This window comes from Thioalkalivibrio sp. ALJ7 (genome assembly GCF_000376865.1).
Classification (GTDB): domain Bacteria; phylum Pseudomonadota; class Gammaproteobacteria; order Ectothiorhodospirales; family Ectothiorhodospiraceae; genus Thioalkalivibrio.
This window is the reverse complement of sequence record NZ_AQXQ01000012.1, coordinates 496974-516772: the sequence shown is the minus strand read 5'-3', so window position 1 is coordinate 516772 and position 19799 is coordinate 496974. Positions and strand designations below refer to the sequence as shown.

At 65.3% G+C, this 19799-nt stretch carries 25 protein-coding genes; 21 read left to right on the top strand and 4 right to left on the bottom strand.

Features of this window, described 5'->3' with window-relative positions; genetic code table 11:
• Positions 1 to 9: 9 nt before the first annotated feature.
• The gene (locus D002_RS0111055; RefSeq protein ID WP_018141989.1) at positions 10 to 1590 is read right to left on the bottom strand and encodes a LysM peptidoglycan-binding domain-containing protein; all 1581 of its coding nucleotides are present in this window, start codon (positions 1588 to 1590) and stop codon (positions 10 to 12) included.
• Between D002_RS0111055 and D002_RS0111050 the strand changes: the two genes are divergently transcribed.
• From D002_RS0111050 to D002_RS0111020, 7 genes are all read left to right on the top strand, one after another.
• Positions 1589 to 2356, top strand: a complete 768-nt coding sequence (locus D002_RS0111050) for a hypothetical protein (protein WP_018141988.1) — start codon at positions 1589 to 1591, stop codon at positions 2354 to 2356. The two genes, D002_RS0111055 and D002_RS0111050, sit on opposite strands and share 2 nt — an antisense overlap.
• A gap of 4 nt (positions 2357 to 2360) precedes the next feature.
• Complete coding sequence (rnhA, locus tag D002_RS0111045; protein ID WP_018141987.1) at positions 2361 to 2822, top strand: ribonuclease HI; 462 nt, start codon at positions 2361 to 2363, stop codon at positions 2820 to 2822.
• A gap of 11 nt (positions 2823 to 2833) precedes the next feature.
• Positions 2834 to 3550, top strand: coding sequence for a DNA polymerase III subunit epsilon (gene dnaQ / locus D002_RS0111040; RefSeq protein WP_018141986.1), 717 nt, complete (start codon positions 2834 to 2836; stop codon positions 3548 to 3550).
• A gap of 147 nt (positions 3551 to 3697) precedes the next feature.
• Positions 3698 to 4885: an AI-2E family transporter gene (locus D002_RS0111035; RefSeq protein WP_018141985.1), complete on the top strand. Its 1188-nt coding sequence runs from the start codon at positions 3698 to 3700 to the stop codon at positions 4883 to 4885.
• A gap of 61 nt (positions 4886 to 4946) precedes the next feature.
• Positions 4947 to 5279, top strand: coding sequence for a YqjD family protein (locus D002_RS0111030; protein WP_018141984.1), 333 nt, complete (start codon positions 4947 to 4949; stop codon positions 5277 to 5279).
• Between the two features lie 9 nt (positions 5280 to 5288).
• On the top strand, positions 5289 to 5714 hold the full coding sequence (locus D002_RS0111025; protein ID WP_018141983.1) for a phage holin family protein: 426 nt from the start codon (positions 5289 to 5291) through the stop codon (positions 5712 to 5714).
• 3 nt (positions 5715 to 5717) lie between these two features.
• Entirely contained in the window at positions 5718 to 5996 is a 279-nt protein-coding gene (locus D002_RS0111020) for a hypothetical protein (protein WP_018141982.1), read from the top strand.
• 44 nt (positions 5997 to 6040) lie between these two features.
• Here the strand turns inward: D002_RS0111020 and smpB are convergent, their stop codons facing one another.
• The gene (gene smpB, locus D002_RS0111015; RefSeq protein WP_018141981.1) at positions 6041 to 6520 is read right to left on the bottom strand and encodes an SsrA-binding protein SmpB; all 480 of its coding nucleotides are present in this window, start codon (positions 6518 to 6520) and stop codon (positions 6041 to 6043) included.
• A 238-nt stretch (positions 6521 to 6758) separates the two neighbouring features.
• Between smpB and D002_RS0111010 the strand changes: the two genes are divergently transcribed.
• Genes D002_RS0111010 through D002_RS0111000 form a run of 3 tightly spaced genes read left to right on the top strand, consistent with a single transcriptional unit; the run spans position 6759 to position 8939 of the window.
• A complete protein-coding gene (locus tag D002_RS0111010; protein ID WP_018141980.1) occupies positions 6759 to 8117 on the top strand; it encodes a sodium-dependent transporter in 1359 nt (452 codons plus the stop codon).
• Positions 8117 to 8557: a type II toxin-antitoxin system RatA family toxin gene (locus D002_RS0111005; RefSeq protein WP_018141979.1), complete on the top strand. Its 441-nt coding sequence runs from the start codon at positions 8117 to 8119 to the stop codon at positions 8555 to 8557. The genes D002_RS0111010 and D002_RS0111005 overlap by 1 nt, the downstream gene beginning before the upstream one ends.
• Entirely contained in the window at positions 8544 to 8939 is a 396-nt protein-coding gene (locus tag D002_RS0111000) for an RnfH family protein (RefSeq protein ID WP_018141978.1), read from the top strand. The genes D002_RS0111005 and D002_RS0111000 overlap by 14 nt, the downstream gene beginning before the upstream one ends.
• A gap of 24 nt (positions 8940 to 8963) precedes the next feature.
• On the opposite strand, the gene D002_RS0110995 is transcribed toward D002_RS0111000, so the two are convergent.
• Entirely contained in the window at positions 8964 to 9323 is a 360-nt protein-coding gene (locus D002_RS0110995; protein ID WP_018141977.1) for an outer membrane protein assembly factor BamE, read from the bottom strand.
• A 98-nt stretch (positions 9324 to 9421) separates the two neighbouring features.
• Between D002_RS0110995 and fur the strand changes: the two genes are divergently transcribed.
• Positions 9422 to 9847, top strand: a complete 426-nt coding sequence (gene fur, locus D002_RS0110990) for a ferric iron uptake transcriptional regulator (protein ID WP_018141976.1) — start codon at positions 9422 to 9424, stop codon at positions 9845 to 9847.
• A gap of 907 nt (positions 9848 to 10754) precedes the next feature.
• On the opposite strand, the gene D002_RS0110985 is transcribed toward fur, so the two are convergent.
• A complete protein-coding gene (locus D002_RS0110985; protein WP_018141975.1) occupies positions 10755 to 11444 on the bottom strand; it encodes a glutathione S-transferase family protein in 690 nt (229 codons plus the stop codon).
• 133 nt (positions 11445 to 11577) lie between these two features.
• Here D002_RS0110985 and D002_RS0110980 point away from each other — a divergent pair, with 133 nt between their 5' ends.
• The 10 genes from D002_RS0110980 (at position 11578) to sucD (ending at position 19792) form a co-directional block, all read left to right on the top strand.
• A complete protein-coding gene (locus D002_RS0110980) occupies positions 11578 to 12018 on the top strand; it encodes an RNA-binding S4 domain-containing protein (RefSeq protein ID WP_018141974.1) in 441 nt (146 codons plus the stop codon).
• Positions 12015 to 12485 (top strand): NUDIX hydrolase, encoded by a 471-nt coding sequence (locus D002_RS0110975; protein ID WP_018141973.1) that lies wholly within the window; start codon positions 12015 to 12017, stop codon positions 12483 to 12485. Before D002_RS0110980 ends, D002_RS0110975 begins: the two co-directional genes overlap by 4 nt.
• Before the next feature lie 52 nt (positions 12486 to 12537).
• A complete protein-coding gene (gene pcnB, locus D002_RS0110970; RefSeq protein WP_018141972.1) occupies positions 12538 to 13959 on the top strand; it encodes a polynucleotide adenylyltransferase PcnB in 1422 nt (473 codons plus the stop codon).
• Positions 13956 to 14495 (top strand): 2-amino-4-hydroxy-6-hydroxymethyldihydropteridine diphosphokinase, encoded by a 540-nt coding sequence (gene folK, locus D002_RS0110965; RefSeq protein ID WP_018141971.1) that lies wholly within the window; start codon positions 13956 to 13958, stop codon positions 14493 to 14495. Before pcnB ends, folK begins: the two co-directional genes overlap by 4 nt.
• Positions 14492 to 15142 carry a deoxynucleoside kinase gene (locus D002_RS0110960; RefSeq protein WP_018141970.1) on the top strand — a complete coding sequence of 217 codons (651 nt, stop codon included), beginning with the start codon at positions 14492 to 14494 and terminating at the stop codon, positions 15140 to 15142. The genes folK and D002_RS0110960 overlap by 4 nt, the downstream gene beginning before the upstream one ends.
• Positions 15143 to 15176: 34 nt before the next feature.
• On the top strand, positions 15177 to 15971 hold the full coding sequence (panB, locus tag D002_RS0110955; RefSeq protein ID WP_018141969.1) for a 3-methyl-2-oxobutanoate hydroxymethyltransferase: 795 nt from the start codon (positions 15177 to 15179) through the stop codon (positions 15969 to 15971).
• A 31-nt stretch (positions 15972 to 16002) separates the two neighbouring features.
• Positions 16003 to 16881 carry a pantoate--beta-alanine ligase gene (gene panC / locus D002_RS0110950; protein ID WP_018141968.1) on the top strand — a complete coding sequence of 293 codons (879 nt, stop codon included), beginning with the start codon at positions 16003 to 16005 and terminating at the stop codon, positions 16879 to 16881.
• Between the two features lie 349 nt (positions 16882 to 17230).
• Positions 17231 to 17611: an aspartate 1-decarboxylase gene (gene panD, locus D002_RS0110945; protein ID WP_018141967.1), complete on the top strand. Its 381-nt coding sequence runs from the start codon at positions 17231 to 17233 to the stop codon at positions 17609 to 17611.
• A gap of 148 nt (positions 17612 to 17759) precedes the next feature.
• Positions 17760 to 18920: an ADP-forming succinate--CoA ligase subunit beta gene (gene sucC, locus D002_RS13160; RefSeq protein ID WP_018141965.1), complete on the top strand. Its 1161-nt coding sequence runs from the start codon at positions 17760 to 17762 to the stop codon at positions 18918 to 18920.
• Complete coding sequence (gene sucD, locus D002_RS0110930) at positions 18917 to 19792, top strand: succinate--CoA ligase subunit alpha (protein WP_018141964.1); 876 nt, start codon at positions 18917 to 18919, stop codon at positions 19790 to 19792. The genes sucC and sucD overlap by 4 nt, the downstream gene beginning before the upstream one ends.
• Positions 19793 to 19799: the final 7 nt, after the last annotated feature.

The following is a 19799-nucleotide window of genomic DNA, read 5'->3' as shown; positions in this document are numbered from 1 at the left end:
GGGTTTGGATCAGGTTTCGCCGGTGGCGACGGAGTCGAGGTCGGCGCTGGCGAGATACAGGGTCAGGGTCTCGCCAGCGCGAATGCCATCTCCATTGAGGCTGTTCCAGCGCCTCAGGTCGCCGATGCTGACCTGGTGGCGGCGGGCGATTCCGGACAGCGAATCACCCGGCTGAACCTCGTATTCGACGCGCTGCCCATCGGGCCCGCGGTCGGGGTCGCTCTGCACCACCTTGAGCGTGTCGCCCGGACGCAGGATGGCATCTGCCTCAAGGTCGTTCGCGGCGCGTAGCTCGCGAATCGTCATGCCGGTGTGCTGGCTGATGTGCCATAGGCTGTCGCCAGGCTGGATCTCGTAGTCTTCGGTGATCGCACCATTGTCGCTGGCGACCGGCAGCGAGTCGTCATGGTCGGGTGCGCTGGCGGGGAGGCGCAAGGTCTGTCCGGCGCGGATCATGTCACCGCTCAGGTCATTCATGTCACGCAGTACCGCAACCTGGGTACCGGCGCGTTCGGCGATCTGGCCCAGGTTGTCTCCACCGCGTACGGTGTACTCGCGAAAGCGAATTAGAGGCTCGTCGTCACGGTCTTCCAGCGCTGTTTCGAGCACTGGTACGACCTCCCGGGGGACGAACAGGTGTTGCGCCCCACCGGGGTGGGTGGCATGGCGGCGGTAGCCGGGGTTGAGCGCCTTCAGGGTTTCGGGATCCAGCTCGACCAGTTCCGCGATCAACGCGAAATCCGCCTGGCGGCCCGGTTCGATCATCTCCAGGGCCGGTTCGTTGGCAATCGGCGTAAGGGCAACGCCGTGGGCGTCGGGATCCATGAAAAGGTGGCGCAGGGCCAGCAGGCGCGGAATATAGGCGGTCGGTTCTGCCGGGAGGTCCAGGCTCCAGTAGTCGGTGGGCTCACCACGTGCCGCGTTGTGGTTGATCGCGCGCTGGATGTTCCCCTGGCCGTAGTTGTAGGCGGCCAGAGCCAGATACCAGTCGTCGAAGCGTCGGTGCAGTGCCTGCAGATAGTCCAGGGCTGCCAGCGTCGACTTGTAGACATCGCGGCGCCCGTCGTACCAGTCGTCGCGTGACAGGTCGAAATGGTCCCCGGTCGCCGGCATGAATTGCCAGATCCCGGCGGCGCGGCTGCGCGACGTCGCATGCGCGACAAACCCGCTCTCCACAATCGGCAGCAGCAGGAGCTCGGCGGGCATGTCGCGCGCTTCAATCTCGGACAGAATGAAGTAGGCGAAAGGCTCCGCGCGGCGCGTGGCATGCTCGATGATGCGGGGGTGGTCGCTGTAGTGCTTGATGTAGCGTTCGACGCGCTCGTGGTCCAGCGCGTCATTGAAGCCGAAGCCCAGGCGTGCACGCTCCCACAGGTCGTCGGTCTCGGCGGCGCGCTGCGAGGCCTCTCGGTCTTGCCGTTCCATCGCGGCCTGCACGTCCTCCGTGGTGCGCGGTTCGACGATCGGCTGACCCGCCGCCGAGGTATCCAGTGTGCGCTCGGAGTCGTGTAGGCTACAGGCAGAGGCGAACAGGGCCGTCAGGCCGAGGGTCAGGGCGGTCGTGAGCCGCGATTGGAGGCGTGGTTTCATGGCGCTGGAGGATAAACCAGAGATGGAGGATTACCAAGACCCGTTTCTGAACTGGTTGGCGCAGTGGTATGCCCAACCGCAGGGGCGACAGGTCCGAGAGCGCTTTCTGGAACGCATTCGGCGCTATGGCGAACCAGGCCCCGGCGACCTCGCGGTGGAGCTGGCCCCGATCCCCATACTGGAGGATTGCGATGCGCTGCAGGCCCCGCTGATCCGGATTGCCTCCCCGAACCCGATGCTGCGTATGGATCCGGAGGCTTGGCCGCTGGAATCCGCCTGCGCGCAGCGCGTCGTGCTGGCCCATCCCGGTGCCCAGAGCCCGCACCCGGCCGCGGTCGTGGCCGAAGCGGCGCGAGTGCTGGAACCGGAAGGGCGTATCTTCCTGTTGGAGGGGAATCGCCTGCAACGGGCGGGGCGCAACGGGGTGCGGGCATCCGCGCTTCCTGAAGGTCTGCGCCGGCGCCAGTACCGCGAGCTCCTGGAAGGGGCGGACCTGGAGGTGCTGGATCAGTGGAGCCTCAGCCTGTTGCCGCCGGGGTTGCCGGCGGCCTGGCAGAAGCGCCTGGCGGCCATGGATGCCTGGACCCTGCGCGGCCTGCCGCCGCTGGCTAGCATGATCCTGACCGTGGCGCACAAGCGAGTGGATATGCCCTTGCGTCCGGCGCAGCGCTTCCGCTTTGCGACCCCCAACCCCGCGATGCGACCGGGGCTGGTATCCTCGCGCTCCTCCCATTCCCATTTCCATTCCCAATCCCGAGCGCGCTGAACCGATGGCTGACGAACGCGTGTACATCTATACCGACGGGGCCTGCCGCGGGAATCCCGGGCCGGGTGGCTGGGGCGCGATCCTGCGCTTCGCCGGACGCGAGCGCGAGCTCTACGGGGCCGAGGCGGAGACCACCAACAACCGGATGGAGATGACCGCCGCGATTCGTGCGCTGGAGACCCTGAAGCGGCCCTGCAAGGTGGAGCTGGTGACGGATTCCAAGTACGTGAAACAGGGCGTGACCGAGTGGCTGCCCGGCTGGAAACGGCACAACTGGAAATCCGCCAGTGGCTCGCCGGTAAAGAATCGCGATCTGTGGGAAGAGCTGGATGCGCAGGCCCAGCGCCACGACATTGAGTGGTACTGGGTGCGCGGTCATAGCGGCCATCCGGAGAACGAACGCGCCGACGAACTCGCCAACGCGGGCATCGATGCCCTGTTGGCCGGCGAACCGATCGAGAACTGAAGGAAGCCGCGATGCGCCAGATCGTGTTGGATACCGAGACCACGGGCCTTGAACCCTCCGATGGCCACCGCATCATCGAGATCGGTTGCCTGGAGCTGGATAACCGCCGGCCGACCGGGCGCAAGCTGCATGAATACCTGCAGCCGGATCGCGAGATCGATGCCGGTGCGATCGAGGTGCACGGTATTACCAATGAGTTTCTGGCAGACAAGCCGCGGTTTGCGGACGTCGTAGGCGAGTTCATCGAGTTCATCCGTGGCGCCGAGTTGATCATCCACAACGCACCGTTCGATGTGGGCTTCATCAACCATGAACTGGTCCTACTCGGTGACGCCGCCCCGGCGTCCGAAGTAGCGGAGGTCTCCACGGTGCTGGATTCGCTGGTGATGGCGCGGCGTATGCACCCAGGGGCGCGCAACTCGCTGGATGCGCTCTGCAAACGCTACGAGGTCGATGGCTCCGGGCGCACCCTGCACGGGGCGTTGCTGGATGCCGAGCTGCTGGCGGATGTCTATCTGGCGATGACCGGTGGGCAGGTAGCCCTGACCCTGGATGCCGGAGGCGATGGCGGGGCCGCGGCGGGTCCCGTCAAGGCGCGGCGCTCGGGCAAGCCACTGCCCGTCATCGAGCCGACTCCCGAAGAGCAGGCCGCCCACGAGATACTCCTGCGGACCCTCGACGAAGCGGCCGGCGGTCCCTGCCGCTGGCGCTCTCCTCAAGGCAGCTGAAGTGCGCAGCAGTGCCCGTGAACTCGGTTGCATTTCCTTCCAGGCCGGGTGATCGGGGTCACAGTTACTGCCCGAGATCCGGATAGCGATCCCGGATGAGGGCCGGTATGGGGCTAGGGTAGAAGGAGATCTATACCCGAGGCCTTTGTGGATCCAAATCAACCGCTTCGTTTGACAACCCTTGAGCGCGCGCTGTTGCGCTATTCCATCGTGCTCACATCGGCCGTGGTGCTGGTGGGGCTGGTGGGGCTGATTGTGTGGGCCCTGGGGCAGGTCGTTTCCTTTTTCTATGCCCTGTTGCTGCCGCTGTTGGTGGCCGGTGTGCTCGCCCTGATCCTTTATCCCGTGGTGTGCTGGATCCAGCGCGTGACGCGTTGGCCCCGGGTGACCGTGGTGAGTGTCCTGTTTGCGGCAGTGTTGACGGTCCTTGCGATGGTGGTGGTTGTGGTGGCGCCGGCCGCGAGTGATCAGATTCGGGATTTTGTTGATACCGCGCCCGAGTTGGCCGAGAACGCCTACGACTCGCTCTCGTGGCGTTTTCCGAAGGCGACCGAGTTTATGGCCGATACGATCTCCGAGATGGATTTGGAAAGCCTGCTCCCCAACGTGGAAGGTATCGGCAGCCGGCTGCTGACCTATGCCGGGGTTGTGGTGGGGCTGGGCTTTGTGCCCCTGTATTTGTTCTTTGCATTGCTGTCGGGGGAACGGCTGAAAGATGGCGCGCGCGAGTTGCTGTCGATCTTCAGCCCCCAAGTTCAGACCGACGCGATGTACCTGATGCGGCTGTTCATCGGTTATATCACCGCGTTTTTCCAGGGGCAGGTCGTGATCGCGCTGATCATGGGCGTGTTGCTGGCCATCGGGTTCACCATCGCGGGGCTGGAGGCTGCGATTCTGTTCGGCTTGTTGTTGGGAATGCTGAACATCGTTCCATACCTGGGCACGATCGTGGGACTGCTTCTCGCCCTTCCGGTTGCGTACCTTCAGCCGGGTGGTGGGTTGCTGCTGGTGGCGCTCGTGTTGTCAGTATTTGTGGTGGTTCAGCTCATCGAGAGCTGGTTGCTGACCCCCAAGATCATGGCCGATCGATCCGGTCTGCATCCCGCTATTGTCGTGATCTCGATCTTCTTCTGGGGTACGGCCTTGGGCGGCATCATTGGAATGATTCTCGCCGTCCCGTTGTCTGCATTTTTAGTAAGCCTGTGGAAACACGCCAAGGAGAAATGGGCCTCGGCGGTGGTGGATACCCCTGATCTGCAGCATTCGGAACTGGATATGTCGACCGACTGGCGTGACGCCAACTTGCATCAGGGCCGCGACCACCGTTCCGATTGATGTCCCGCGACGGCAGCCAGCGGGAGCCAAATGGCTGCCATCGGGTAATGGAGACAGTGCAATGGCAACGAAAAGCAGCTCGCAAAAGACGTCGGAGAAGGCGAGCACCGAGAAAGAAGCCGATAGCGCGCCGAATACGACACAGCGCGTTGCCGAGCAGGCCCACGAGGCCGTGGACTGGGCGGCCGAGCATGCCGGACAGGCAGAGGAACGAATCCGCGAGGGCATGAACTCGGCGGATGAGGAGGTCCGTGAACGGGCCGCCAAGGCACGCCAGGGATCGGAGGACGTTCTGCGTGCGGTGGGAAACTATATTCGGGAGAATCCTCTTACGGCAGTGGGTCTGGCATTTGTCGCCGGCTCGCTGTTTTCGTCGCTTACGCGGCGCCGCTAGTCGTTTCCCATGAGTAGTGGTGAAGGCCGCGAGGCGCCGAATCCCCCCAACGAGGATGCGGCGGAGCCGACGGCCGACCCGCAAGCCCTGGCGGATGATGTCGGGCGCATGCTGGCGGATTCGGGTCGTCTGTTCGGGATCGAGACCCGCCGCTTGATCCGAAACACAATCGGTGTGTTGGTGCTGGCCGTTGGGCTGGGTGTCCTGCTCGTGTCGACCTGGTTGGTGGCATTGGCTGCCGGGGTTTTTTGGCTGCACGCACAGTTCACCCTGTCGATGATGCAGGCGTTGCTGCTAACGGCGCTGGGCACCCTGGTGTCCGCGGCGATCGCGATCTGGGGGCTGCGGCAGTTGCTGCGTGGGATGACCTATCCTGAGACTCGGGCGCTCATGCGCGATTTTTTGGCGGCGGTTGGCGCCCGCGGGGAGGCGTAGGTCATGTGGCGTGACTGGATGGGACTGGACCGGCGCGCACGCGGCCTGCGCCGTCAGGTCAAGCAGGACGCTCGTCAAGCGGCGGGTCGGCTGCAGGCGTCCGGTTGGTGGCGGGCCGGACAACGCGTGGCCTCTCCGGAAATGATCCCGAAGGCCTTTCTGGCCGGCTATGCCATGGATCAACTCCGGGCATTGCTGGGCCCACGGCCCGTGCGGGCTGTGGGCGCTGGATTGCTACTGACCGGGAAGCTGATCTGGGTCGCGCGGCACTGGTTACGATAGTGGTGCTGTCCTCAGGGAGACGCTGATTGAATCGCGCGTTCGCGTTAGCCGTGTTTTAGAATACGCGCGCGTTCGCGCTCCCAGTCTTTGTCCTTCTTGTCGGCACGCTTGTCGTATTCCTTCTTCCCCTTGGCCAGCCCGATCTCGAGCTTGGCGCGACCGCGCTTCCAGTACAGCGCCATCGGAACCAGGGTGTAGCCCTTGCGCTCCACGGCGCCGACCAGACGGTTGATCTCGGAGCGGTGCAGCAGCAGCTTGCGCGTGCGGCTGGGATCCGGATTGATATGGGTGGAGGCGGTGGGGAGCGGCGTGATGTGGGATCCGAACAGGAACGCCTCGCCGTTGCGCAGCAAGACGTAAGCCTCGCTGAGCTGCGCGCGCCCGGCCCGCATGGATTTGACCTCCCACCCCTCGAGCTCAAGCCCCGCCTCCAGCCGATCCTCGATAAAAAACTCGTGGCGCGCCTTGCGATTGAGGGCGATGGTGCTGGAGTTGTCTCCGCCTTGTTTCTTCTTCTTTCCCATAGCCCGCGCAGTGTACTGCACGCAGCCGGCAGAAGCAGTTTGCGTCGGTGCCTGCCAGAAACACGCTCGTTGATGTGCACGTTGATCAGCTGCTCTGCAGGGGGAAAGTTGAGCCTGGCGACCCGCTGCCCCACAATTCCCGCGGACTCGGCGATGCGTGTGTGCGGCCAGCCCCGGAGGATTGCGGGCGTGGCGGCGGCATGCGCGCCTTCCGTCTCCGCTCAAAGAGGAGCCACAGATGCCTGCCACGACCTCGATCCACGGGCAATGGACGACCCGCCTGGCCTTCATCCTAGCGGCTACTGGTTCGGCCGTTGGCCTGGGCAATATCTGGCGTTTTCCCTACATCGCGGGCGAGAACGGCGGCGGGGCCTTCGTGCTGGTGTACCTCGGCTGCATCCTGCTGATTGGCCTGCCGGTCATGATGGCGGAGATCCTGCTGGGCAGGCGTGGCCGCCAGAGCCCGATCAACACCATGTCGGCCTTGGCGCGCGAGGAAGGATTGACGCGCTCCTGGGGCATGATCGGCTGGATCGGGGTGTTGGCGGGGTTCCTGATCCTGTCGTTCTACAGCGTCGTCGCCGGCTGGTCGCTGTCCTACGTCTTCAAGTCGGGGACCGGCGGGTTCATGGGGCTGGACTCGGATGGTTCGGAGTCCATGTTCAGCAACATGCTGGCGGACCCGGAAGCTCTCCTGGCCTGGCACACCATCTTCATGGTGATGACCGCGATGGTGGTGGCACGTGGGGTCCAGTCCGGCCTGGAAAAGGCGGTGACCATCCTGATGCCGCTGCTGTTTGTGATGCTGGTCGTGATGGTCGGCTATGCGATGGTGCAGGGGCAGTTCCTCGCCGGATTGCAGTTCCTGTTGTATCCCGACTTCAGTTCGCTCTCTGCGAATGCGGTGCTGCTGGCCATGGGGCAGGCCTTCTTTACGTTGAGCCTCGGCATGGGCGCGATCATGATCTACGGCAGTTACTTGCAGAGCGAGGCGTCCATCGCGCGTACCTCCGCAGCTGTGGTCGGGGCGGATACTCTCGTTGCGATCATGGCCGGGCTGGCGATCTTCCCGATCGTGCTGGGGGCGGGGCTTTCCGCCGAGCAGGGGCCGGGGCTGATCTTCGTGAGCTTGCCACTGGCGTTTTCGGACATGCCGGGGGGGCTGTACTTCGGCACGATGTTCTTTGTGCTGCTGGTATTCGCGGCCTGGACCTCGGCGATCTCCATCATTGAGCCAGCGGTCGCCTTCCTGGTCGAGAACATGGGCTTGAGCCGTGTGATGGCCACTTCGTGGATTGCCATCGCCGCCTGGCTGCTCGGTATCGCGGCGTTGCTGTCGCTGAACGTGTGGTCCGGCTACACCCTGTTCGACATGGGGGTCCTGGACCTGATGGACTACGTCACGGCCAACATCCTGCTTCCGCTCGGCGGGTTCCTGATCGCGATCTTTGTCGGCTGGCGCATGACCGAGCGATCGGTGCAGTCCGAACTGCGCATGAAAAATCCCGTCCTCTACCAGGTCTGGTATTTCCTGGTGCGCTTCGTGGCCCCAGTCGCGATCCTGTTTGTGTTCCTGCGTGCGGTGGAGCTGATTTGATGGCCTCGAAGATTCGCCGCTACGCGGATGTGCCCTACACCCGTGAGCAGATGTTCAACCTGGTCAACGACGTTGACTCCTACCCGGAGTTCCTTCCCGGCTGCCGCAGTGCATCGGCGCGCCCGCGCGGTGAGCACGAGGTCGAGGGGACGATCGAGCTGGCCAAGGGCGCGCTGCACAAATCGTTCACCACCCGTAATACCCTCAAGCGCCCGGAGAGCATCGACATGCGTCTGGTCTCGGGGCCGTTCCGGCGCCTGCACGGCACCTGGACATTCAGCCAGGTCGAGGGGGGCAAGACCCGTATCGCCCTGGAGCTGGAATTCGAGTTTGCCAACCGCATCATGGCCTTTGCGATTGGACCGGTGTTCAACCAGATCGCCAACTCGCTGGTCGATGCGTTTGTTCAGCGTGCGCGTGAGGTTCATGGTGGCGGATAGTCGGGAGGCCCCAGCCGCCGAGGGTGGCATGATCCGGGTAGAGGTCGCGTATGCGTGTCCTGATCGTCAGGTGATCCTGCCATTGGTGGTGCCCGAGGGGACGACGGTGGACACCGCGCTGCGCCAGTCCGAGATCGAAACGCAGTTTCCCGAGATCGATCTGGAGAACGTGAAGGTCGGGATCTTCGGCAAGATCACCCGGCGCGATACCGTGCTCCGCCCGCGTGACCGAATCGAGATCTACCGTCCGCTGATTGCAGATCCGAAAGAGGTGCGCCGCCAGCGCGCCGGCAAGGGGCGCAAGAAGAAGCCGGGCAAGGGCGGTACAGAGACGGACGGCGAGAACACGAAGGACGCGACGGGGGAGTCCGCCGAGGAATAGGCAAAGGCGGCTTAGCCGCCGAAGCTAGTCGTCCATGTCCACCGGGTGTTCGTCCAGCGCGACCGGCTGCGGGATGTCGGCATCCACGTGGCTGACCACGCCGTGGTCGAAATGCACCGTGACCCGCTGGCGCTCGGTCGAGCCGAAGCCCGGGCGGCGGTAGTAGACGTAGTCCCAGCGGTCGTCGGCCCGGAAGGCGGGCTCCAGCTGGGGCGATCCCATCAGGAAGCGGACCTGCTGTGGGGTCATGCCGGGCTGGATCTGCGCGACCTGTACGGGATCGATCACGTTGCCCTGCTGTACGTCCAGACGGAACTGGTTCAGGCCGCCACAGGCGCTCAGCAGGCTTGCGGCCACGGCGATAGAAATGAGAATCTTGATCATCTGAGCGGGCGGTCCTCGGCGTCTGGTGGGCCGTGAACGCGCATGGTACACCAAAGCGTCCTGTAGCTCTCAAGCCAAACGGACCGGGGAATCGAGTGATGGAAACCAGCAATCTCAAGAAGGCGGGGCTCAAGGTCACGCTGCCGCGGATGAAGATTCTCGAGATCCTCGAGAATTCGGAAACGCGGCACCTGACGGCCGAGGCGATCTACCGCGAGCTGCTCGATTCCGGCGAGGAGATCGGCCTTGCGACGGTGTACCGTGTGCTGACCCAGTTTGAGGCGGCGGGGCTGGTTTGCCGTTTGCATCTGGAGGGGAATCAGGCGGTATTCGAGCTAGAGCGCGGTGGGCATCACGACCATATCGTCTGCAACCAGTGTGGCCGGGTCGAGGAGTTTTTCGACGAGACCATCGAACGGCGCCAGCGTGAAGTCGCACAGCATCACGGCTTTGCCATCAAGGACCACGCCCTGGTCCTGTACGGCGATTGCACCGACAACGCCTGTCCGCATCGCCCGGCCTGACTACGCGTCCTCTGCATTCGCGGCGGATCTCCACCGCCATCGCCTGACGTTTCCGGTGGCCTCATCCGGCCGCCAGCCACGGTTGGCTGGTCCTGGTTCATCGCCCGGTGTTTGCGGTGCTTCCGGTCCACATACTGCCCGGCGCTGACTCGCCAGCGCGCCCCGAGTGACTTCTTTGCTCGTGCAAAGAAGTACCCAAGAAACACGCCCGACTGCCGCGACCCCGGCCCGCTGCGCGGGCCGGGGTTTCCCTCGCTCCGAGGCTTTTCGCGGGCGGCGCTGAACTCGCTACGCCTTCGGCTCCGCTCAGACATCCAGCACCTTGAATCCCGCGAAAACCCTCTCCACTCGGCGCGACGACAACGGGGGTTCAAGGTCAAGACAACGGCGGTCCTGACATTCGCGCTATTGGTTGGAGGCTAGGCTTTCCAGCATCTGGGCACGCGCGGCCTTTGGCCGTTGCGTGCCGCGCCCGCACGCGGGCGCCGGGGGCTTTCAGGCGGCAGGGCCCATTGTTGTTTCGTAGAGCCGGAATACCTTCTGTCTTGACCTTCCCCTCCCGTATGGAGCCCCTCGTGGAGGGCGTGATGGGCCGGGAGAAGGCGCTGGATGTTTGAGCGGAGCGCAGCGCAGCGAGTTCAGCGCCGCCGGCCCAGCGCGTCCGGAGCGAGGTTCCCGGGCGAAATCCGGGTGCCCTTCTTTGGGTCCTTTCTTGGGCAAGCAAGAAAGGACCTCGCGGCGCGCTGGCGAGTCAGCGCCGGGCAGTATGCGGACCGGAGCCACCGTAAACACCCGATGCAGAACCAGGACCAGCCTCAACCCGGCAGGCGACCGGCCGGAGGCAGTGCAAACACCCGATGCCGAACGGGGCACGACCCAAGGGGTGAGTGGCCGGTGAAAACCCGGGTCAGGCGGAGGCGTCGAGCTTCGCCGCGAAATGCGCCGGCGCGAAGCCTTCCTGGGCGCGGAGGTAATCCACCAGCTGCGCCGTGAAGTCGGCGGGTACCGAGTCCCGCACGGCCGGCATCTGGCGCAGCTCGTCCCAGCGCGCGGCCAGGCGCGGGAAGGCATCGGCCTCCCAGGGACTGTCCGGATCGGTCAGCAGCGCATAGCGCATCAGGATCGGCGCCAGGGCCGCGTCGATCAGCGAGAATGCGGACCTTCCCAGGCGATCGTCCTGGATCATTTGCTGCTCCAGGCGCTCCAGACCGCGCGCGGCATTGTGGCGCGCCAGCTCGAAGGCATCCTCGGTGGCTGCCGTCATCCAGTGGTACTGGGCGAAGGTCTGCTCGGATAGATACTCGATCCACGCCCGGGTGCGCGCCTGCTCCAGCGGGTCTGCGGGCATCAGTGCGGGCGGGGTGATCGCGTCAATGTACTCATTGATGACCGCCGACTCGAACAGCGCGGTGTCCTGGTCAACGATGAGCACAGGCACTTTTCCCAGCGGCGAGCGCCCGCGGAACCAGTCCGGCGGGTCGGCCAGGTCGATCAGGGTCAAATCGAATGGCGTCTGCTTGTATTTCAGCGTGATCACGCTACGCTGGACGAACGGACAGATGGCGAAACTGATCAGGTGCAGATGCGGCAGATTCATCTTGATTCAAAGCGCCCGCTGGCGGAGACAAACCCACTGGGGATCTCTCCGGGGCGTCAGCTCCTTGTCTCGAAAAGTTGCGCATTGTCCTCCCTCGTGACGACCTGGGAAAGCCTTGGGGCCCGGGACCGCCTTGGGTAAGGGCGGCGGCCACCAGGAACCGCCCAGCCCGGGGCTGCGGGTCGACAAGTGGCTGTGGGCCGCGCGCTTCTACAAAACGCGAGCCCTGGCCAGCGAGGCGGTTGGCGGTGGCAAGGTCCATGTGAACGGCGAGCGCTGCAAGCCCGCGCGACGGGTGCACCCCGGTGATCGTCTGACCGTGCACCGCGGCACGCAGGTCTGGGAGCTGGACGTCGTCGACCTCAACGAACAGCGCCGCCCGGCCCGGGAGGCGCAGGCCCTGTACGAGGAAACCCCGGAGAGCCAGGCTCGGCGCGAGGCCGAAAGTGAACGTCGGCGCGCCGAACGTGCGGTGGCCGACAGCGCGCCCAGCCATCGACCGGACAAGCGCGAGCGGCGCAAGATTCGTCGCTTTATTCGCCAGGAAGACCACGACAGGAGTGGATCCGAGTGACATCTCCCGAAGGCAGTGGCGGCCCACCGGTAACGCCCCTTCTGGCGGTGGATCTGGTGATCCATCATCCGGCCCATCCGGGGCAGGTGCTGGTCATCGAACGGCGTAATCCCCCGCACGGCTGGGCGCTGCCCGGCGGCTTCGTCGACGTCGGCGAGACCACCGAGCATGCAGCGGTGCGCGAGGCGTACGAGGAGACCGGGCTGGAGGTTGAGCTGGAGACCTTGCTGGGCGTCTACTCCGATCCGGAACGCGATCCGCGCGGACACACGGTCAGTGCGGTATACGTCGCCAAAGGTCGGGGTCAGGCACAGGCGGCCGACGATGCCGCCGTCTGCGCCTGGCTGGCCCCGGACGATCCGGGGCAGTCCCTGGCATTTGATCACCGGCGCATCCTCGACGACTACCTGCGCTGGCGCCTGACCGGGGAGACCGCGGCCCTGCACGGCGGGTCAAAGGCAGGATGAAGCCGTTGAAGCTGTTACCATACGGCGCTTTCGACCACCGATACGGTTTCGTGTGACTCAGGCTGACCCCGCAACCCGATCCCGGCCCGACAGCGACCTGCCGGAACCGCGCGTCTATGACCGTGCGGAGCACGGCATCTCGCGCGCTGCGATTGACGACAACGCCCTGAAGGTGCTCTATCGCCTGCGCGATGCGGGGTATCGCGCCTGTCTGGTGGGCGGGGGTGTGCGTGACCTGCTACTGGGGCGCGAGCCCAAGGACTTCGACGTGGCGACGAATGCCACGCCGGAGCAGGTGCGCGGGTTATTCCGCAACTGCCGCCTGATCGGACGACGCTTCCGCCTCGCGCATGTGCTGTTCGGGCGCGAGATGATCGAGGTCGCCACCTTCCGCGCCCCGCACGACGACGAGTCCGAGGACGAAGGCCAGGTCGCGTTGAGCGAGGAGGGCCGCATCCTGCGCGACAACCGCTACGGGACGATCGAGCAGGATGCGATTCGCCGCGATTTCAGCGTCAACGCGCTGTACTACGACATCGAGGACTTCTCGGTGCTGGACTACACCGGCGGGGTCGAAGACCTGCGCAAGGGCGTGCTGCGCCTGATCGGCGACGACGTCGAGACCCGGCTGCGCGAGGATCCGGTGCGTATGCTGCGCGCGGTGCGTTTTTCCGCCAAGCTGGGGCTGAGCATCGCACCGGAGGTCGAGGCCGGCATCCACGAACTCGCCACACTGATGCAGACGGTGGCGCCCGCGCGGCTGTTCGACGAGGTGATCAAGCTGTTCCACAGCGGTGCGGCGGTCACCTGTCTGGACGAGCTGGAACGCTTCGGCCTGTTCGAGCCGATGTTCCCGGAGGCTGCGACCTGCTTCGCCGACCCGGATGCCGGCGCCGAGCGCCGCCAGTTCCTGGTCGAGTCGTTGCTCAATACCGACAAGCGCATCAACGAGGGGTTGGGTGTGAACCCGGCGTTCCTCTATGCCGCGATACTCTGGGCCCCGGTGCAGATCGCCGCGGCTCGACGTATCGAGGACGGCGAGCAGGAGATCCCGGCCTGGCAGCAGGCGATGGCCGAGGTGCTGGAGCGCCAGGTGAAGACCGTCTCCATTCCCAAGCGTTTCAGCCTGATCGTGCGCGAGATCTGGGAGCTGCAGGCACGCCTCGAACGTCACCGGGGGGCACGCGCGCTGCGCCTGTTGTCACACCCGCGCTTTCGAGCTGGCTACGACTTCCTCTGCCTGCGGGCCCGTGCCGGCGATGCCGACTCGGAGCTGTGCCGCTGGTGGACCGAGATCCAGGAACAGGACGAGGCTGGGCAGAAGGCCCTCGCGGGGGCTGCGCCTGGCAAGGGCGCCAAGGGCAAATCCCGCCGCGGCGGGCGTCGCCGCCGACGCGGTCGCAAGGGTGGCGCGGACGGCGCGGGCGATACCCAGGGCAAAGGTTCCGGGGGCGAGAAGGGAGAAGGCGCATGACGGTGGCCAGTGGTGTGCAGGCCTATGTCGGCATTGGCGCGAATCTCGGCGATCCCGAGGCGCAGGTTCGTGAATCCTTCTCCCGTCTGGCCTGCGAACTGCCGCAGACGCGCCTGACCGGGCGCTCGCGGCTGTTTCGCAACCCGCCGATGGGTCCGCAGGACCAGCCGGACTACGTCAATGCGGTCGCCCGCCTGCATACCCGCCTGGAGCCCCTGGCGCTGCTGGAGGGCTTGCAGGCGATCGAGTGCGCCTGCGGGCGCGAGCGCGACGGTACCCGCTGGGGACCGCGCCTGCTGGATCTCGATCTGTTGCTGTTTGCGGATCAGGTGCTGGATCTGCCCGGGTTGCAGGTTCCGCACCCAGGGATCGCCGAGCGCGACTTCGTGATCCTGCCGCTACTGGAGCTGGCGTCGGGGTTGCAGGTGCCGGGTGTGGGCGCGCTGGAGCAACTGGCCGAACGTTTTGATGGGGCGAGCCTGGTCCCGATCGTGGAACCGGGGGAGGCCGTGGCGACCGCGGAGGGGCGCGGATGAGCCTGACCGATTTCGACTTCATCGCGGTGGAGGGCCCCATCGGGGTTGGCAAGTCGAGCCTGGCTCGGCGGTTGGCCGAGCACCTGCAGGCCGAGGGGATCTTCGAGCAGCCGGACGAGAACCCCTTCCTTGATCGTTTTTATCAAGAACCACAGAAACACGCGCTGGCGACCCAGCTGCATTTCCTGGTGCAGCGTGTGCGGCAGCTGACCCCGGTGGCGCAGAAGGGGTTGTTCGAGCAGCGTCATGTGTCTGACTACCTGATGGACAAGGATCCGCTGTTCGCCGAGTTGAACCTGCACCCGGACGAGCTGGAGATCTATCGCGAGATGTTCCGCCACCTGCGAGGCGGGCTGCCGCAGCCGGACCTGGTGATCTACCTGCAGGCGCCGGTGGATATACTGCAAGAGCGCATCCGCCGGCGGGCGCGACCGTACGAACGTCACATCGAGGCCGGTTACCTGGAGCGATTGAACGCCGCCTACGCGGAATTCTTCTATCATTTTGAAGGACCGGCGCTCGTGATTGTGAACGCCACCGAGATCGACTGGGTGAACAACCCCGCCGACTTCGACCAGCTGGTGCAGTTCCTGGAGCCGATTCAGGGTGGGCGGCACTACTTCAACCCGTTGCCGATCACGCTCTGATGGCGGCAAGCCGGACTGCCCGGGAGGCATGACCATGCGGCCGATTACCGTGAACACCCTGGCCAAGCGCAAGCAGGCGGGCGAGCCGATTGCCTGCCTCACGGCCTATGATGCCGCTTTCGCCGGGCTGCTGGACCGCTGCGGGATCGACGTGATCCTGGTGGGCGATTCGCTGGGTATGGTGGTCCAGGGCCATTCGACGACGTTGCCGGTCACGCTGGAGGACATGGTCTACCACGTGACCAGCGTAGCGCGTGGCAGCGAGAACGCCATGATCATGGCCGACATCCCGTTCCTGGGCGACGTCGATCCACCCACTGCGCTGGCTCAGTCTGGGGCATTGCTGCGGGCTGGTGCGCATATGGTCAAGGTCGAATGTGGGGCGGTCGAGGTGCCCATCGTGGAGCGCCTGGTCTCCGCCGGGATCCCGGTCTGTGCGCACTTGGGACTAACGCCGCAGGCCGTGCATCGCCTGGGCGGCCACCGGGTGCAGGGGCGTGACCCGCAGGCCGCGGCCGAGATGGAATCCCTGGCTGCGCGGCTCGAAAATGCCGGCGCGCAGGCCCTGTTGCTGGAGGGCATCCCCGAGAACCTGGCCGATGCCATCGTTCGCAGTGCCGGCATCCCGGTGATTGGCATCGGTGCCAGCCCGCGCTGCGATGGACAGGTGCTGGTGCTGTCGGATGTGCTGGGGTTGACCCCGAACCCGCCGCGCTTTGCCCGCGATTTTCTTGCCGATGGCGGCTCTCTGGAAGGGGCTGTCCGCGGCTATTGCGAGGCCGTCCGCGCCCGCAGTTTTCCTGAATCCGGCGTGCATACGTTCAGTTGATGCTCGCCTTGCAGAGGATGGACCCTGACCCATGAGAATCCTGCGCGATCGGCCGCAATTGGTGGCCATGCACCGAGAATGGTCCCGCAAGGGGCGTGGCACCGTGGCCCTTGTCCCGACCATGGGCAATCTCCACGAAGGGCACATGACGCTCATCCGTCATGCCCGTGCACGCGCCCAGCGCGTCGTCGTGTCGATCTTTGTGAATCCCCTTCAGTTCGATCGTGCCGAGGACCTGGAGCGTTATCCGCGCACCCTGGAAGAGGACGCTCGTCTGGCCACCGATGCTGGAGTGGACGCCCTGTTTTGTCCGACGGATGACGACATGTATCCCGCCGATGGCATGCCGCCGGTCAAGGTCGTCGTCCCGGGGCTGTCCGAGATTCTGGAAGGGGATTATCGTCCCGGGCATTTCGATGGCGTGGCCACCGTGGTCACCAAGCTGTTCAATCTGGTGCGCCCGGATCTCGCGCTATTTGGCGAGAAGGATTTACAGCAGTTCAAGCTGATCGAGCGCATGGTCCAGGGGCTGGATATCCCGACCCGGGTGGAGGCGATCCCCACCGTGCGCGAGCCGGACGGGTTGGCCTTTAGCTCCCGCAACCGCCAGCTATCGGAGACCTCCCGCGCCACCGCGCCGGAGCTCAAGCGGGTATTGGACGAGGTCGCTACGGTCTGCCGCACGGCCACCGTGTTCGATGCCGACCGCATCCCCGAGGTCCAGGCCCGCGCCTGTGATCGCCTGCGCGAGGCCGGGTTCGATCCGGAATACCTGTCCATCCGCCGAGCGGACGATCTTATGGACCCAGAGACCGGTGTGCCGCTGGCCGAACAGGACCTGGTGGTTCTCGCTGCCGCCTGGCTGGAGGGCGTGCGGCTGATCGACAACGTCCGCACCCGCACCGACTGATTCCGTTATTGGATTCACCACGAAGCGCACGAAACCACGAAGAAGGTCAACTTCAAGGGCGGTTTGAACCACAGAGTGCACGGAGGACACGGAGACGATCAGGGTTGAAGGGCAAGACCCATCGAATTCCGCATTCCCCCTCCAGGCATCAGCAATTCGTTTTTTCTCTGTGCCCTCCGTGCCCTCCGTGCCCTCCGCGCCCTCTGTGGTGAAAAATCCTTTGACCTGCTTCGTCTCTTCGTGTGCTTCGTGGTGGAAAATCCATCGGTTCACAGTGGCCGGTTTGCCGTGGCGATCGGGATCGCGGATAATTTTCCGCCCCTCCGCGGTTAAGTCGGGATTGCGCCGTATGTACGTCACCATGCTCAAGGGCAAGCTCCACCAAGGCCGGGTCACGCATTGTGAGCTGGAATACGAGGGCTCGTGCGCCATCGACACCCGCTTGCTGGAGGCGGCCGGGATCCTGCCGTTCGAGCAGATCCAGATCTACAACATCGACAACGGCGAGCGATTTACCACCTACGCGATCGAGGGCGAGGCCGGTTCCGGGATTATTTCGGTGAACGGTGCGGCCGCGCACAAGGCCGCGGTGGGGCACCGCGTGATCATCTGCGCGTACGGCCAGATGGATGCGGCGGAAGCGCGCGAATTTTCCCCCGAGCTGGTTTATCTCGACGCCAACAATCGCATCTTGCGTACCGGCCACGGCATCCCGGTCCAGGCCGCCTGAAGCAAGCTGCAAACCGCGTTTGCAGCGCCGCGCGCGCTGAGATAGCCAAGAGGGCTTTATTCAGTGCTTCCCCAGGAATTCAGAATCCCCATCTTCGCGTGCGCCCCGCAGTTGTAGGCGCGGGGTCGCACCGCTATCCTCGACGCCCATGAATCTCCATGAATTTCAGGCCAAGGCGCGCTTTCGCGACGCCGGCATCCCCGTTCCCGATGGCCGGGTAATCGAATCTGCTGACCAGGTGACTTCCGCCTGGCAGGGCCTGGGCGCCGAGCGTGTCCTGGTCAAGGCGCAGGTGCACTCCGGCGGGCGCGGCAAGGCCGGCGGAGTGGTGATGGCGGACTCCGCGGAGGCCACGCGCGAGGCGGCGGACAAGCTGCTGGGCTCGCGTCTGGTGACCGGTCAGAGCGGCCCCGAAGGCCTGCCGGTGGACCAGCTGCTGCTGGAACCGGCGGCCGAAATTGCCCGCGAGTTCTACTTCGCCATGCTGGTGGATCGCTCGCGCGAGCGCCTGGCCCTGGTGGTCTCGGCCGAGGGGGGTATGGACATCGAAACCCTGGCGGCCGAGCGCCCGGAGGCGGTGGTGACGCTTCCGATCCACCCAGCCACCGGCGTGATGCCGTTCCACGGGCGGCGCGTGGCATCGACTCTCGGGCTGTCCGGCGAGGCGGCCAAGGCGATGGCGCAACTGGTGACCAATGCCCATGCCCTGTTCCAGCAAATCGATGCGCAGCTCCTGGAGATCAACCCGCTGGTGCTGACCCATGAGGATCAGCTGCTGGCGATCGACGCCAAGCTGACCATCGACGACTCGGCCGCCTATCGCCAGAAGACCCTCTTCGCCGAGCGCGACGCGCGCCAGCGCGACCCGGCCGAGGAGCAGGCGCATGAGCATGACCTTAACTACATCCGCCTGGACGGCTCCATCGGCTGCATGGTCAATGGTGCCGGCCTGGCCATGGCGACGATGGACCTGATTCAGCACCACGGTGGCGAACCCGCCAATTTCCTGGATGTCGGCGGCGGCACGACGGTGGAGCGGGTGACCGCGGCGTTCAAGCTGATTCTGTCGGATGCGTCGGTGAAGGCCGTGTTGGTCAATATCTTTGGGGGCATCGTGCGCTGCGACCTGATCGCCGAGGGCATCATCGCCGCCATTCGCGAGGTGCAGGTCCAGGTGCCGGTGGTGGTGCGGCTCGAGGGCACCAACGCCGAACAGGGCCGCAATGCGCTGGCCAACTCCGGTCTCGACGTGATCCCGGCCGCCGATCTGGATGCGGCGGCCCGCGCCGTGGTGGAGGCGGTGGCATGAGTATACTCGTCGACCGCGACACCAAGGTGATCTGCCAGGGCTTTACCGGCAAACAGGGCAGTTTTCACTCCGAACAGGCGATCGCCTATGGCACGCGCCTGGTGGGTGGCGTGACCCCGGGCAAGGGCGGCCAGTCGCATCTGGACCGGCCGGTGTTCGATACCGTCGCCGATGCGGCGGGCCAGACCGGCGCCACGGTCAGCATGATCTACGTCCCGGCACCGTTTGCGGCGGACGCGATTTGCGAGGCGGCCGACGCCGGGATCGAGCTCGCGGTGTGCATCACCGAGGGCATTCCGGTACAGGACATGGTGCGGGTCAAGCAGGTGCTGGCGGGCAGCCCCACGCGCCTGATCGGGCCGAACTGCCCCGGCATCATCACCCCGGATGCCTGCAAGGTCGGGATCATGCCCGGCTATATCCATACGCGCGGCCGCATCGGGATCATTTCGCGCTCGGGCACGCTGACCTACGAGGCCGTCAAGCAGACCTCGGATCTCGGGCTGGGTCAGAGCACCTGCGTGGGTATTGGGGGCGATCCGATTCAGGGGCTGGATTTCGTCGAGTGCCTGCGCCTGTTCCGCGACGACCCGGAGACCGAGGGCGTGCTGATGGTCGGCGAGATCGGCGGTGACGCCGAGGAACGCGCGGCGCGCTTTATCGCGGATGAATTCGACAAGCCGGTGGCCGCCTATATCGCCGGGGCCACCGCACCGCCGGGGCGGCGCATGGGCCATGCCGGCGCAATTATCGCTGGCGGACAGGGTACGGCGGAGCAAAAGATGACGGCCCTCCGCGAGGCCGGCGCGACCGTGGCGGAGAGCCCGGCGGAGCTGGGCTCCGCGATGCAGTCTGCCCTTGCCAGCGCTTGAACCCTCG

Excerpts from the sequence above, each read along its gene's own strand:
- D002_RS0111050 (WP_018141988.1), top strand. The coding sequence starts at position 1,589 with ATGGCGCTGGAGGATAAACCAGAGATGGAGGATTACCAAGACCCGTTT.
- D002_RS0111055 (WP_018141989.1), bottom strand. The coding sequence starts at position 1,590 with ATGAAACCACGCCTCCAATCGCGGCTCACGACCGCCCTGACCCTCGGC.
- rnhA (WP_018141987.1), top strand. The coding sequence starts at position 2,361 with ATGGCTGACGAACGCGTGTACATCTATACCGACGGGGCCTGCCGCGGG.
- dnaQ (WP_018141986.1), top strand. The coding sequence starts at position 2,834 with ATGCGCCAGATCGTGTTGGATACCGAGACCACGGGCCTTGAACCCTCC.
- D002_RS0111030 (WP_018141984.1), top strand. The coding sequence starts at position 4,947 with ATGGCAACGAAAAGCAGCTCGCAAAAGACGTCGGAGAAGGCGAGCACC.
- D002_RS0111025 (WP_018141983.1), top strand. The coding sequence starts at position 5,289 with ATGAGTAGTGGTGAAGGCCGCGAGGCGCCGAATCCCCCCAACGAGGAT.
- D002_RS0111020 (WP_018141982.1), top strand. The coding sequence starts at position 5,718 with ATGTGGCGTGACTGGATGGGACTGGACCGGCGCGCACGCGGCCTGCGC.
- smpB (WP_018141981.1), bottom strand. The coding sequence starts at position 6,520 with ATGGGAAAGAAGAAGAAACAAGGCGGAGACAACTCCAGCACCATCGCC.
- D002_RS0111010 (WP_018141980.1), top strand. The coding sequence starts at position 6,759 with ATGCCTGCCACGACCTCGATCCACGGGCAATGGACGACCCGCCTGGCC.
- D002_RS0111005 (WP_018141979.1), top strand. The coding sequence starts at position 8,117 with ATGGCCTCGAAGATTCGCCGCTACGCGGATGTGCCCTACACCCGTGAG.
- D002_RS0111000 (WP_018141978.1), top strand. The coding sequence starts at position 8,544 with ATGGTGGCGGATAGTCGGGAGGCCCCAGCCGCCGAGGGTGGCATGATC.
- D002_RS0110995 (WP_018141977.1), bottom strand. The coding sequence starts at position 9,323 with ATGATCAAGATTCTCATTTCTATCGCCGTGGCCGCAAGCCTGCTGAGC.
- fur (WP_018141976.1), top strand. The coding sequence starts at position 9,422 with ATGGAAACCAGCAATCTCAAGAAGGCGGGGCTCAAGGTCACGCTGCCG.
- D002_RS0110985 (WP_018141975.1), bottom strand. The coding sequence starts at position 11,444 with ATGAATCTGCCGCATCTGCACCTGATCAGTTTCGCCATCTGTCCGTTC.
- folK (WP_018141971.1), top strand. The coding sequence starts at position 13,956 with ATGACGGTGGCCAGTGGTGTGCAGGCCTATGTCGGCATTGGCGCGAAT.
- D002_RS0110960 (WP_018141970.1), top strand. The coding sequence starts at position 14,492 with ATGAGCCTGACCGATTTCGACTTCATCGCGGTGGAGGGCCCCATCGGG.
- panB (WP_018141969.1), top strand. The coding sequence starts at position 15,177 with ATGCGGCCGATTACCGTGAACACCCTGGCCAAGCGCAAGCAGGCGGGC.
- panC (WP_018141968.1), top strand. The coding sequence starts at position 16,003 with ATGAGAATCCTGCGCGATCGGCCGCAATTGGTGGCCATGCACCGAGAA.
- panD (WP_018141967.1), top strand. The coding sequence starts at position 17,231 with ATGTACGTCACCATGCTCAAGGGCAAGCTCCACCAAGGCCGGGTCACG.
- sucC (WP_018141965.1), top strand. The coding sequence starts at position 17,760 with ATGAATCTCCATGAATTTCAGGCCAAGGCGCGCTTTCGCGACGCCGGC.
- sucD (WP_018141964.1), top strand. The coding sequence starts at position 18,917 with ATGAGTATACTCGTCGACCGCGACACCAAGGTGATCTGCCAGGGCTTT.